The 11,930-nt window shown below is 71.1% G+C and carries 13 protein-coding genes; 10 read left to right on the forward strand and 3 right to left on the reverse strand.

The features are described from left to right. Position 1: 1 nt before the first annotated feature. The 7 genes from ACTWLI_RS14545 (at position 2) to ACTWLI_RS14575 (ending at position 6,535) form a co-directional block, all read left to right on the forward strand. Positions 2-964, forward strand: a complete 963-nt coding sequence (locus tag ACTWLI_RS14545) for an XdhC family protein (protein ID WP_445154480.1) — start codon at positions 2-4, stop codon at positions 962-964. Continuing rightward, on the forward strand, positions 948-1,577 hold the full coding sequence (locus ACTWLI_RS14550; protein WP_445154481.1) for a nucleotidyltransferase family protein: 630 nt from the start codon (positions 948-950) through the stop codon (positions 1,575-1,577). Before ACTWLI_RS14545 ends, ACTWLI_RS14550 begins: the two co-directional genes overlap by 17 nt. After that, a complete protein-coding gene (locus tag ACTWLI_RS14555) occupies positions 1,574-2,497 on the forward strand; it encodes an AAA family ATPase (protein ID WP_445154482.1) in 924 nt (307 codons plus the stop codon). The genes ACTWLI_RS14550 and ACTWLI_RS14555 overlap by 4 nt, the downstream gene beginning before the upstream one ends. Continuing rightward, positions 2,490-3,809 (forward strand): vWA domain-containing protein, encoded by a 1,320-nt coding sequence (locus ACTWLI_RS14560; protein ID WP_445154483.1) that lies wholly within the window; start codon positions 2,490-2,492, stop codon positions 3,807-3,809. The genes ACTWLI_RS14555 and ACTWLI_RS14560 overlap by 8 nt, the downstream gene beginning before the upstream one ends. Next, positions 3,809-4,666, forward strand: coding sequence for an SRPBCC family protein (locus ACTWLI_RS14565; protein ID WP_445154484.1), 858 nt, complete (start codon positions 3,809-3,811; stop codon positions 4,664-4,666). Before ACTWLI_RS14560 ends, ACTWLI_RS14565 begins: the two co-directional genes overlap by 1 nt. 9 nt (positions 4,667-4,675) lie before the next feature. After that, positions 4,676-5,821 (forward strand): XdhC family protein, encoded by a 1,146-nt coding sequence (locus ACTWLI_RS14570; protein WP_445154485.1) that lies wholly within the window; start codon positions 4,676-4,678, stop codon positions 5,819-5,821. A 93-nt stretch (positions 5,822-5,914) separates the two neighbouring features. Continuing rightward, positions 5,915-6,535 (forward strand): L-threonylcarbamoyladenylate synthase, encoded by a 621-nt coding sequence (locus ACTWLI_RS14575; protein ID WP_445154486.1) that lies wholly within the window; start codon positions 5,915-5,917, stop codon positions 6,533-6,535. Positions 6,536-6,614: 79 nt separating this feature from the next. Here ACTWLI_RS14575 and ACTWLI_RS14580 read toward each other — a convergent pair whose 3' ends face one another. Further along, entirely contained in the window at positions 6,615-7,319 is a 705-nt protein-coding gene (locus ACTWLI_RS14580) for a class I SAM-dependent methyltransferase (RefSeq protein WP_445154487.1), read from the reverse strand. 228 nt (positions 7,320-7,547) lie between these two features. On the opposite strand from ACTWLI_RS14580, the gene ACTWLI_RS14585 reads away from it, so the two are divergent. Both ACTWLI_RS14585 and ACTWLI_RS14590 read left to right on the forward strand, forming a co-directional pair. Then, entirely contained in the window at positions 7,548-7,979 is a 432-nt protein-coding gene (locus tag ACTWLI_RS14585) for a LexA family protein (RefSeq protein ID WP_445154488.1), read from the forward strand. A gap of 18 nt (positions 7,980-7,997) precedes the next feature. Further along, a complete protein-coding gene (locus ACTWLI_RS14590; protein WP_445154489.1) occupies positions 7,998-9,287 on the forward strand; it encodes a Y-family DNA polymerase in 1,290 nt (429 codons plus the stop codon). A gap of 238 nt (positions 9,288-9,525) precedes the next feature. Here the strand turns inward: ACTWLI_RS14590 and ACTWLI_RS14595 are convergent, their stop codons facing one another. Further along, positions 9,526-10,194: a DedA family protein gene (locus ACTWLI_RS14595; RefSeq protein ID WP_445154490.1), complete on the reverse strand. Its 669-nt coding sequence runs from the start codon at positions 10,192-10,194 to the stop codon at positions 9,526-9,528. Between the two features lie 197 nt (positions 10,195-10,391). On the opposite strand from ACTWLI_RS14595, the gene ACTWLI_RS14600 reads away from it, so the two are divergent. Then, the gene (locus tag ACTWLI_RS14600) at positions 10,392-10,859 is read left to right on the forward strand and encodes a cupredoxin domain-containing protein (RefSeq protein WP_445154491.1); all 468 of its coding nucleotides are present in this window, start codon (positions 10,392-10,394) and stop codon (positions 10,857-10,859) included. A gap of 15 nt (positions 10,860-10,874) precedes the next feature. Here the strand turns inward: ACTWLI_RS14600 and ligD are convergent, their stop codons facing one another. Further along, complete coding sequence (gene ligD, locus ACTWLI_RS14605; protein ID WP_445154492.1) at positions 10,875-11,897, reverse strand: non-homologous end-joining DNA ligase; 1,023 nt, start codon at positions 11,895-11,897, stop codon at positions 10,875-10,877. Between the last annotated feature and the right edge of the window lie 33 nt (positions 11,898-11,930).

Below are 11,930 nucleotides of genomic sequence, written 5' to 3' on the forward strand. Positions count from 1 at the left end.
GATGGCCACCGCCGCAGACTCGCTCGCCGCCCGCGCCGGTGAGCTCGCCGCCCGCCGGGAACCGTTTGTCCAGGCCACCGTGGTCCGCGCCGCGCATCCCACCAGCGCCCGCGCCGGGGACACCGCCCTGGTGCTGCCGGGCGGGGAGATCCAGGGCTTCGTGGGCGGGAACTGCGTGGAGTCCTCGGTCCGGGACTACAGCCTGCAGGTCCTCGCCTCCGGAGAACCCCTGCTGCTGCGCGTGCTCCCGGGGGAACCGTCCCGGCGCGCCGAGGAGGGCGCCGTCGAGGTCTCCAATCCGTGCCTGAGCGGCGGCGCGATCGAGATCTTCCTGCAGCCGCGCCTGCCCGCGCCGCGGGTCGTGGTGGTGGGCTCGACGCCGGTGGCGCAGGCGCTCGCGGTGCTGGGCGTCGGGGCCGGGTTCGACGTCGAGCTCGCCGACGGGGACGCCGCCGATCCCGGGCCGGACGATGCCGCCCTGATCGTCGCCTCCCACGGCAAGGCCGAGGAGGGCGCGCTCGAAGCGGCGCTGCGCGCCGGGGTGCCCTACGTCGCCCTGGTCGCCAGCGAGACCCGCGGCGCCGCCGTGCTGGAGTCCCTCGACGTCGACGACGTGCTGCGCTCGCGGGTGTACACCCCGGCGGGCCTGCAGCTCGGCGCCCGTACCCCCGGCGAGATCGCCCTGTCCATCCTCGCCCAGCTGGTCCAGGAACGGGCCGCGGCCCGTGCCCACGCCCAGAACGCTGCCCAGGCCGATGCCCAGGCCGGCGTGCAGGGCGGCGGGGTTCCGGCACCGTCTGTCCCGCAGCCGGCAACGGCGGTGGACCCGGTGTGCGGCATGTCCGTCCCGGCGGTCAAGTCCTCCCTGCAGCTCGAGCACAACGGCACCACCGTCTACTTCTGCTCCCCCGGCTGCCGGGCCGCCTTCCGCAAGGATCCGGAGCGCTATGCCCTCAGCATCTGATTCCCTCCTGCCGCCGGGCACGGCGGGCATCATCCTGGCGGCCGGCTCCTCCTCGCGGCTGGGCCGGCCCAAGCAGCTGCTGCCGTACGGAGGCGGAGTCCTGCTGGACGCCGTCCTCGCCACGGCCCGGCGCTGCGGGTTTGCCCAGACCCTGCTGGCGCTGGGCGGATCCGCCGAACAGGTCCTCGGCACGGTGGACACCGCGGGCTGCGAGGTGGCGCTGAACCCGGACTACGGGCAGGGGTGTTCATCGTCGATCGCGGCCGCGCTGCGGCTGCTGCGGCCGGACGCCGGGGCCGTGGTGCTGCTGTTGGGCGACCAGCCCGGCGTCCGCGCCGAAAGCGTGGCCCCGCTGCTGCAGGCCCTGGCCGGGGATGATGGTGCCGCGGCCGCGGTGTGCCGTTACGACGACGGCGTCGGCCATCCCCTCGCGTTCAGCCGCCGGCTGCTGCCGGAACTGGCGTCACTGCACGGCGACAAGGCCGTGTGGAAACTGCTGGAGCAGCACGCGGACGACGTCGTCGAGGTCCCGACGCCGGGGCCCGTCCCCCTCGACGTCGACACCGAGGAGGACTACCGGCGGGTGCTGGCCGAGCTGCAGGGGACCGGGTGACCACGGCGGCCCGGTCCGGGGCGGAGGACGAGGTGCGGCGGCGGATCCCCGACGTCGCTTCGCTGACGGCTGCCTTGGACCAGCAGGACTACCTGGCCGATACCGGGCTCGCCACCGCCCTGTTCCTGGCCGTGCGGCTGCCCCAGCCCATCCTGCTTGAGGGCGAGGCCGGGGTGGGCAAGACCGAGGCCGCGAAGACGCTGGCCCGGCTGCTGGACACCCCGCTGTACCGGCTGCAGTGCTACGAGGGCATCGACGCGTCCGAGGCGCTCTACGAATGGAACCACCAGCGCCAGCTGCTGGGCATCCGGCTGGCCGAGGCGCGGGACGCCGAGGTCACCGAAAGTGAACTCTTCGGCCCCCAGTACCTGCTCCGCCGGCCGCTGCTGCAGGCGATCGAACACCCGGGGCCGCGGCCGGCCGTGCTCCTGCTGGACGAGATCGACCGGGCCGATGCCGAGTTCGAAGCCTTCACCTTCGAACTGCTCGCGGAGTCCGCCGTCACCATCCCGGAACTGGGTACCATCCGGGCCAGGCATCCGCCCATCGTCGTGCTGACCTCCAACCGCACCCGGGACCTGCACGATGCGCTGACCCGCCGCTGCCTGTACCACTGGATCGACTACCCGGGGCCCGACCGGATCGCCGAGATCGTGCGCCGCCGGGTGCCGGAGAGCAGCGGCCCGCTGGCCCTGCAGGCCGCCGCAGCCATCACCCGGCTGCGGACCCTGGACCTGGCCAAGCCGCCCGGGATCGCCGAGGCGATCGACTGGGTTTCGGCGCTGGCGGTGCTGGGTATCGAGCGGATCGACGCCGCCACGGCCGAGCAGACCTGGGGTTCGATCGTGAAGAACCGCGACGACCTGGAACTGTTGGGTTCCCGCGGCGCGGCGTGGCTGGTGGGCGGGCCCAATGACTGATCCGACGCCGGCGGCCCCGGCTCCCGGCAACGCTGAGGCAGCTCCGCCGGTCGTGGAAGCTGCCTCGCTCGCGGCGGCCTTCATCACCGCCCTGCGCGGCGCGGGCGCGACCTGTTCACCGGACCGTGCTGCGCGGCTCGCCGCTGCCCTGCGGCTGGCGCCGCCGACGGACCTGGAACGGCTCTACTGGACGTTACGGGTGGTGCTGGTTTCCGGCCAGGGGCAGCTGCCGGTGTTCGACGCCGTGTTCGACGCCGTCTTCCGTGGCGGTTTCGATCCGGCCGCCGCACTCTCCCGCCGGCCCGGAGACCCCGTACCGGTCCCGGCCCCGCCGCCGCCCGCGGACTCGTCCCGCACCCGGCCCGCCGCTGGCCCCGGCCGCCCCACCGAACCGGGCCGCGCCGGCGCGCCGCACCATCCCGCGGTGGTCGCCGGCCGGGACGACGCCGGGAGCCCCGGACCGGAGCGCGAGGCCGTCCTGGCGATGGCCTCCCCCGAGGAACACCTGCACGGCATGAACTTCGCGGAACTCTCCGAATCCGAAGCCGCGGAGGTCCGCCGGCTGGCGGCCCGGATCCGGCTGGCCACCCCGGTCCGCCTGAGCCGGCGGACCCGCACCTCGCCGCACAGCGGTGCGCGGCTGGATATCCGGGCCACCGTGCGCGCAGCCCGCCGGTCCGGCTCCGACGCGCCGAAACTCCTGTACGCCCGGCGCCTCCAGCAAAAGCGCGGGCTGGTGCTGCTCTGCGACGTGTCCGGGTCGATGGAACCGTATTCAAGGGTCTTCCTGTCGCTGCTGCAGGGCGCCGTCGCCTCCGCGGGCGCGGAGGCCTTCGTCTTCTCGACCCGGTTGACGCGCCTGACCCGCCAGCTGGCCCAGCGCAATACCGACCTGGCGCTGGCCCGGGCCGCGGCCACCGCCCCGGACTGGGCCAGCGGCACCAGGATCGCCGGGAACCTGCGCCGCTTCCTGGATGAACACGGCCGCCGCGGGCTCGCCCGGGGAGCCGTGGTGGTCGTCTTTTCCGACGGCTGGGCCCAGGAGGACCCGGAGCAGGTGGCGGCCCAGATGGCCCGGCTACGCCGGCTCGCGCACCGGGTGGTCTGGGTGAACCCGCGCAAGGCCGCGCCGGGCTACCGGCCCCTGGTCGGAGGCATCGCGGCGGCCCTGCCGTACTGCGACGCGTTCGTCAGCGGGCACAGCTACTCGGCGCTGGCAGAGGTCGCGGCGGCCATCCGCGACGACGGCCGGGACGCCCCGGAGAGACCCACCGTGGGAAGTGACAGGATCGCAAGGCAAGGGAGCAGCTGATGCAGATTGACAGCAGTTTTTCGGTGGTCGCACCGATCGGCAAGGTCTGGGACACCCTGATGGATTTCGAACGGGTGGCCGGCTGCCTGCCGGGCGCCCGAATCCTCAACAAACTTTCCGACGACGCTTACCAGGTCGGCATGACGGTCAAGCTCGGCCCGGTGAACATGCAGTACAAGGGGCTGCTCAACGTCCTGGAGCGCAACGCCGCCGAGCACCGGGCCGTGCTCGGGGGCAAGGCGCAGGAGACCCGGGGCCAGGGCACGGCGGAGGCGACGGTGACCCTGGCGCTGACGGAAGAGGGCACGACGACGCGCGGTACCGTCAGCGCGGATCTCTCGCTGTCCGGCAAGGCGGCAGCCATGGGCAAGAGTGTCATCGGCAGCGTCACCGAGCAGATGATGGGGCTGTTCGCCGCCAACCTGCAGGCCATGCTGGCCGAACCCGGAGCAGCCGCCCCCGGGGCCGGGACGGCGGGAGCTCCCCCAGCGGCCCCGGCAGCTGCGCCGGCGCCGGAAGCCGCGCCGGCGGCACCCCTGCCCGCAACAGGGCCGGGGACGGGGCCCGGGGCGCCCGCGGCGGCGGTACCCGCGGGGCCCGTGCCGGCGTCGACCACGCCGACGGCCGGTGGGGCGCCCGCAGCCGGCACTGCGCCGTCGCCCGGCGCTCTCCCCGGCGGCGCCATGACTCCGGCGGGCGCCAGCCTGGACGCCTTCAGCCTCGCCAAAGGCATTGCCGCCGATCAGCTCAGCAACCCCGCCAAGGTCCTGGGCCTGGTGGCCGCTGTCGCCTGCGTGGCCTACTGGGGCGGACGGCGGTCGGCATTCCGCATGCTCCGGCTCTGCGGACGGCTCTAGGGAGCGCCGATGCGGGACGTCCTGGCAGCCATCATGCCGGACTGGCGGGAGGGCAGGACCGCCGGCCTGGCCACTGTGGTGCGCACGTTCAAATCCGCTCCCCGCCTCCCGGGGGCGTCCATGCTGGTCACGGCGGCGGGCGAGGCGGTGGGGTCGGTGTCCGGCGGCTGTGTCGAGGGCGCCGTCTACGAACTGGCCAGCGAGGTCAGGGACAGCGGCGTCCCGGAGCTCGTGCGGTACGGCATCAGCGATGACGATGCGTTCGCCGTCGGCCTGACCTGCGGAGGCATCATCGACATCTTCGTCGAACCGGTCTCCCGGCAGCGCTTCGCGGAGCTCGACGGCGTCCGGCAGGACATCGCGGACGAAAAGCGGGTCGGGGTGGCCACCGTGATCGAGCACCCGGACAGCGCCTGGCTGGGGCGGCACCTGGTGGTGCGCCCGGACCGCGTCGACGGGGACCTTGGCTCCGAACGGGCCAACAGCGCCGTCGGCGACGACACCCAGGGCTACCTGGCCGCGGGCCGGACGGGCATCCTCAGCTACGGGCCCGACGGCGAGCGCCTCGACAGCGGGATGCGGGTCTTCTTCACCAGCTACGCCCCGCCGCCGCGGATGCTGGTCTTCGGCGCGATCGACTTTGCTTCGGCGCTGGCGAGGCTCGGGTCGTTCCTGGGCTACCGGGTGACGGTCTGCGACGCCCGCGCCGTCTTCGCCACGCCGGCCAGGTTCCCCGACGCCGCCGAGGTGGTCAAGGAGTGGCCGCACCGCTACCTCGCCGGGCAGCAGGAGCAGGGACTGGTGGATGAGCGGACGGTCATCTGTGTACTGACCCACGACCCGAAGTTCGACATTCCGTTGCTGGAGGTGGCCCTCCGCGGCCGGCCGGTGGCGTTCGTCGGGGCCATGGGCTCCCGCCGTACCCATGAGGACCGGATCCGGCGGTTGCGCGAGGCGGGACTGGGCGGGACCGAGCTCGCCCGACTGCACAGCCCTGTCGGCCTGGACCTCGGCGCCCGCACGCCCGAGGAGACGGCGGTGTCCATCGCCGCGGAAATCATCGCCAAGCAGTGGAAGGGCAGCGGCCAGCCGTTGCGCCGGCTGGAGGCACGAATCCACCACGACGAGCAGGACCGCGAGCAGCAGCAGGTCTAGGGCACGGCCCGGACACCGGCCGTCGGCAGGCAGTCGCTGTCCGCAACTCCCCCGTTGGGCCCCGCCGGCCGGCGCCGGGCGTAAGCTCATGCCATGGCGAGATTCTTCGATGTGCATCCCGATAACCCGCAGCCCCGTGCCATCACTCAGGTGGTGGACCTGCTGAAATCCGGCGGCCTGATCGCCTACCCGCCGGACTCCTGCTACGCCCTGGGCGCACAGCTGGGCAACCGGGACGCTTTGGACCGGATCCGGGCCATCCGGCACCTGGACGACAAGCACCACTTCACGCTGGTCTGCAAGGACTTCGCCCAGCTGGGCCAGTTCGTCCAGATCGACAACGATGTCTTCCGCAGCATCAAGGCGGTCACGCCGGGCAGCTACACCTTCATCCTGCCCGCCACCAAGGAGGTGCCGAAGCGGCTGCTGCACCCGAAGAAGAAGACCGTCGGCGTGCGCATCCCGGACCACAAGGTCGTCCAGGCGCTGCTGGCCGAACTCGGCGAACCGCTGCTCTCCAGCACCCTGCTGCTGCCGGATGAGGACGAGCCCATGACCCAGGGCTGGGAGATCAAGGAGCGGCTGGACCACGTGGTCGACGCCGTGATTGATTCCGGCGACTGCGGGGCCGAGCCGACGACGGTCATCGACTTCTCCAGCGGCGTCGCCGAGGTAACGCGCCACGGCATGGGAGACCCGTCCCGGTTCGAGTAAACCGGCCAGCCCGGCGGGCGGGTACATGCCGCCACACCCCGCCCCTATTGTTCGGATCGGCGCGGATCCGTCGGGCCCCTCAGCCGGCTTCGAGGACGAAAAAGATGAAGGACAGGAACGCTGTCCTCTCTCCGTTCAGGATGCGGGGCGGCAGGAGTTCAGGCGGCGTTTCCGGAGATGGTGCCGGTTCGCTCACCGTGGCTATGCGGTATCCCGCGGCAGTGAAGGCGTTCATCATCGCGTGAAGCGGCCGATGCCAGAAGGTCAGGACCGCCGGCTCGCCGTCGAACTCGTAATCCTCCGAATACTGCCGGACAGCGAAGTAGTCCTCGGTTGGGTAGTTGAGCAAGCTGACCGTCGGGTGGTTGACCGACAGGATCAGGCGGCCACCCGGCTTCAACACCCGGCGCAGCTCGGCAAGTGGGGCCGACCAGTCCTCCAGATAGTGCAGGACCAGGGACGCAACCACGTCGTCGAAGGAGCCATCGGCAAAAGGCAGCGGTTTGCCGAGGTCGGCCAGGTGCAGGTCTGCGGCCGCTCCCAGCCGCCGTCTCGCCAGTTCAAGCATGGCGGGACTGGAATCGAAGCCGGTCATCACGGCGCCTCCTGCGCCCAGCGCCGCGGTCAACGGCCCGGAGCCGCACCCGGCGTCGAGGATCCGGCGACCCGCCACGTCGCCGGCGAGCGCGATCATCGCCGGCCGTTCGTAAAACGCGTTGAGGAGGCTGGACTCGTTCTCGGCCGAGTAGCTCTCGGCAAATTCGTCGTAGTTGCTGGTTTTCATTTTCACGTTCCCCCAAGAACAAGTGCAGACAGCGCCCCCTTGTCGGGCGATTGGATCCGATTCAACCACACCGTACCGCGGTGCCGGCCGCCGTGGCGGTGGCCGGAACGGGGTGCCGGCAACCCACGGAGCAGCTACCGGTCCGAGGGAATGCCCCTCCGCCGGGGTTAAATGTCCGCCCGCGGGACTACACTTGGATTCGAACATATATTCGAAAAAGGGTGTGTTGTGGGCGTTGTTGTCGGGCCCCGCGTGATAGATGCGGGCGTTTCCCTCCTGTCGGTACTCATCTCGCCGGTGGCGGTGGCTGCCGGCTATCCCTCGCCCGCGCAGGACTACTTTGACGGGCGCATTGACCTCAACGAGCACCTGATCAAGGACATCACCAGCACGTACGTGGTCAGGGTCTCGGGAGACTCGATGGAGGGCGCCGGCATCAGCGACGGTGACGAGCTCATCGTCAACCGGGCGCTGGAGCCGCGCGACGGCTGCGTCGTCGTGGCCGTGCTCGACGGCGAACTCACCGTCAAGCGCCTGCGCGTCACTCCGTCCGGGGTGGTGCTCCAGGCGGACAACCCGCGGTATCCGGACATCCGTGTCCCCGCTCTTTCCAACCTCGTCATCTGGGGCGTCGCCACCCGGTGCCTGCACCACGTCTAAGCGTGGTGTGTGAGCGTCATGCCTGAAACCCGACCGGGCGCCAGTATCGCCCTCGTGGACGTGAACTGCTTCTACGCCAGCGCCGAACGCGCGTTCGACCCGTCACTGGAGGGCCGGCCCGTGGTGGTCCTCTCCAACAACGACGGCTGCGCGGTGACCCGCTCGCCCGAGGCGAAGGCCCTCGGCATCCCCCTCGGCGAACCTTGGTTCAAGCTGGCGCCGCGGGCCAGGGAGTGGGGCCTGGTCGCCAAGTCCAGCAACTACGAGCTCTACGGGGACATCAGCGCCCGGGTGATGGAACTCCTGGGCCGGTACTCGGCGTGGCTGGAGGTCTACAGCATTGACGAAGCCTTCCTGGGAGTGCGCGGAAGCCCGGAAGAGCTGCTGCGGCTAGGGCACGCCATGAAGACGGCGGTCCGGCGCAACGTAGGCGTCCCGGTCTGCGTGGGCATCGCCGGCACCAAGACCCTGGCCAAGCTGGCCAACAAGTGGGCCAAGCACAACCCTGGATTCAACGGCGTCTGCCACTGGAATTCGGTCCCGGCCGCGCGGCAGGAGCAGCTCATGGCCGGCCTGTCCGTGATCGAACTCTGGGGTGTGTCGACGCGCCTGACCAGGCGGCTGAACGGGCTGGGAATCCATTCCGTGCTTGACCTTGCCAGGGCGGACCCGGTCATGATCAGGGACCGCTTCTCGGTGGTGCTGATGCGCACCGTCCTGGAACTGCGCGGGACGCCGTGCATCCCACTGGAGGAGGAGCGCATCGGCCGGGACCAGTTGATCTTCAGCCGTTCGTTCGCCACCCCGATCAGCACCGCCGCGGGAATGCGCCAGGTTCTCGGCATCTACGCCCAGCAGGCCAGCGCCAGGCTGGCGCGGCACGGCCTGCAGTCCAAGGTCCTGACCGCCTTTGCTGCCACATCCCACTACAACGCGCGGGACAGTTCGTATCCCTCGGTCTGCGTCCCGCTGCCCATGCCCACCGCGGACCCGGTGCTGCTGGCAAGGGCGGCCTATGCCCTGCTCCCCCGGATCGTCGACGATGCCCGGTACGCCCGGGCCGGCATCATGGTCACCGACCTGCGCCCGACCGCGGCCCAGGCCCCGCTGGCCGTCTTCGAGAACCCGCATGAGAAGTACGGCATCGGCCCGCTGCTGGAGGAGGTCAGCCGCAGGTACGGCCGGGGTTCCATCGGACTGGGCCACGCCGGCATCCGGGGCGGACCGGACTGGACAATGAAGCGCGACATGCTCTCTCCGCGCTACACGACGCACTGGGACGAACTGCCGGTGGTCAAGGCTGCGTAACGGCGTACCTGCGCGGCAGCTGCGGGGCCGCGGCACCCGACGCTGCGGCGCCGGCGCAGCCCCGACAGACGGTACGCAACGGGCGGGTGGATGCGGGCAGGTAGGCGGCCGCCGGCACGCATCCGCAGGAGCCGGTGAGCCGCGTACCGGCGCCCGTCGCCTGGAGTGAGCGTCCGGGTGGAAAAGCAGGTAGTCATTCCCGCAGACAGGTAGCCGGCCGGTTTACGCAACGTCCGGGTTACGGCGCTCCGCCGCTGCGCGCCTTGCTGCGGCGGACCGCCCGGACCACGAACCAGATCAGCACCGCGGCCAGCGCCCCGTAGACGGCGTAGTTCAGGTAGCGGGAATACTGGTCGATCAACTCGTACTGTGACCCGAGCGCAGCGCCCAGGCCAATCAGGAGACCGTTCCACAGCCCGCTGCCGGCCAGCGTAAAAACGGTGAAACTGAGCAGGTTCATGTTCTGCGCGCCAGCAGGCAGGCTGATGAGGCTCCGCACCCCCGGGATCAGCCGCCCGAAGAACACGGCAGGCCTCCCGTGGCGGTCGAACCAGTGGGCCGCCTTCTCGAAGTCCTCCCGGTCCACCAGCGGCAGCTTCGAGAGCCAGCGGATCGACCGTTCGAGCCCCAGCCGGGCACCCAGCCAGTACAGCAGCAGCGCACCAAGGTAGGCACCGAGGGTGCTGGTGAGGAAAACCAGCACCAGGCTCATGGTGCCCTGCCGGGTCAGGAAACCGGCCAGCGGCAGGATCACCTCGCTCGGGATCGGCGGGAAGACGGTCTCAGCGAGCGTAAACAGCCCGACGCCCCATTCGCCCAGCGCGTCAATGGAGCGGGCGGCGACCCCCACGATTCCGGTGAGGTCCTGCGTCGCGGAGGCTGCTGCCACCAGTGCGGGCACGGTCATGGTCGGAACTCCAGGAGGGGGAAGGACGCGGACAGTTCCAGACTGCCACACCGGACACGAGCGCGCGCGCCGGCCGCGGCACGAAGGACGCGGGCTATCCACAATCGGGCCAGGCTGACCGGCGCCTTTACCCGCGGAAGGGAGCAGAATTAAGAGCAGGGGTCCCATTGCTACGCGAGGGAAGATCGGGGTGCGCCATGAACACTGGCCAGACACGGGTATCGCTGCTGCTGGCGGCGGTCCTGCTCGGCGCCGCCGGATGCGGCGGCAGCGCTACGGCCCCGCCCGCCACATCACCCCCGGCGAGTGCACCGGCGGGAACCACCGCCAGCACCCCCGCGGGCGGCCCGATGCAGATGAGCAATGGAACCTCCACACCGGCCTCCGGCAGCACCGGCGCCTCCAGCGCGGTCCCTGCAGCCGCCGCCATTACGATCCGGGACTTCACCTTCGGGCCGCCGCTGGAAGTGCGTCCTGGCGCCACGGTGACGGTAACCAATGCCGACGGCGCGGAGCACACCGTCACCGCCGACGACGGTGCAGCGTTCAACGTCGACGTCCAGGGCGGCGGGACGGCCAGCTTCACGGCGCCCGCCACAGCGGGCACCTACACGTTCCACTGCACCTTCCATCCCTCCATGCATGGGACCCTGACGGTCAAGTGAGCCGGGGAGGTGCAGCTAGTCGGCTGCCTTGGCCCGGCTGGGCTGGACCCGCGGCGGTTCACCGGGCATCTTCGGGAAGTCCGGCGGGAAGGGCAGCTCGCCCAGGCCCTCGGCCAGGTCCCGCTCCCACCAGCCCAGCAGGGCCTCGATGGAGCCTGGCCGGTCGTGCATCCCGGCCCACGGGTCCCCCACGGACTGCAGCCGGCCCGGAACGGTCGCGACGGTGAAGTCCTTGGGGTCCGCTGAATCCAGCTCCTCCCATGCCAGCGGGCAGGAGACCGTCGCGGCGGGCAGCGCGCGCGGGCTGTAGGCGCCCGCCATGGTGCGGTCGCGGTTGGCCTGGTTGAAGTCGACGAAGACCCGGGCGCCGCGTTCCTCCTTCCACCAGGCGGTGGTGACCTGCTCCGGCATCCGGCGTTCGAGTTCGCGGGCGGCGGCGATGACGGCGTGGCGCACGTCCAGGAACTCGTGGCGGGGTTCGATCGGGGCGAAGACGTGCAGGCCGCGGTTGCCGGAGGTCTTGATGAAGGCGGTCAGACCCGCCTCGGCCAGGACCGCGCGCAGCTCGTGGGCGGCGGGCACCGCGTCCTTGAAGCCGGTACCCGGTTGCGGGTCGAGGTCGATCCGCAGCTGGTCGGGGTTGTCCGGGTCCGCGGCCCGGGACGCCCAGGGGTGGAAGACCACCGTGTTCATCTGTACCGCCCACACCGCGGCCGCGACCTCGTCGATCACCAGCTGGGGGTGGGACCGGCCGCTCGGGTAGACCACGTCCACGGCCCGCACGTAATCCGGGGCACCCTTGGGCGGGTTCTTCGAGAAGAACTGCTCGCCGTCGACGTTCCCGGAAAAGCGCTGCAGCGTGACCGGACGGCCGCCGTTGGCCGCCAGGAACGCATCCCCGACGGCCACCATGTAGTGGGCGAGGTCCAGCTTGCTCAGACCCGCCTCGGGCCACAGCAGCCTGCTGGGACTGGAGACCCTGACTTCCCTGCCGCCATCCGGTCCCTCGACGGCGACCATGGTTTCTTCGCGAGCCATGAGGATCAAGCTACCCCCGGACGCTGCCCAAGG

The sequence above is a fragment of the Arthrobacter sp. Hor0625 genome, from assembly GCF_052567525.1.

Coding starts and splice junctions, on each gene's coding strand:
- ACTWLI_RS14545 (WP_445154480.1), top strand. CDS start 2: ATGGCCACCGCCGCAGACTCGCTCGCCGCCCGCGCCGGTGAGCTCGCC.
- ACTWLI_RS14550 (WP_445154481.1), top strand. CDS start 948: ATGCCCTCAGCATCTGATTCCCTCCTGCCGCCGGGCACGGCGGGCATC.
- ACTWLI_RS14560 (WP_445154483.1), top strand. CDS start 2,490: ATGACTGATCCGACGCCGGCGGCCCCGGCTCCCGGCAACGCTGAGGCA.
- ACTWLI_RS14565 (WP_445154484.1), top strand. CDS start 3,809: ATGCAGATTGACAGCAGTTTTTCGGTGGTCGCACCGATCGGCAAGGTC.
- ACTWLI_RS14570 (WP_445154485.1), top strand. CDS start 4,676: ATGCGGGACGTCCTGGCAGCCATCATGCCGGACTGGCGGGAGGGCAGG.
- ACTWLI_RS14575 (WP_445154486.1), top strand. CDS start 5,915: ATGGCGAGATTCTTCGATGTGCATCCCGATAACCCGCAGCCCCGTGCC.
- ACTWLI_RS14580 (WP_445154487.1), bottom strand. CDS start 7,319: ATGAAAACCAGCAACTACGACGAATTTGCCGAGAGCTACTCGGCCGAG.
- ACTWLI_RS14590 (WP_445154489.1), top strand. CDS start 7,998: ATGCCTGAAACCCGACCGGGCGCCAGTATCGCCCTCGTGGACGTGAAC.
- ACTWLI_RS14595 (WP_445154490.1), bottom strand. CDS start 10,194: ATGACCGTGCCCGCACTGGTGGCAGCAGCCTCCGCGACGCAGGACCTC.
- ACTWLI_RS14600 (WP_445154491.1), top strand. CDS start 10,392: ATGAACACTGGCCAGACACGGGTATCGCTGCTGCTGGCGGCGGTCCTG.
- ligD (WP_445154492.1), bottom strand. CDS start 11,897: ATGGCTCGCGAAGAAACCATGGTCGCCGTCGAGGGACCGGATGGCGGC.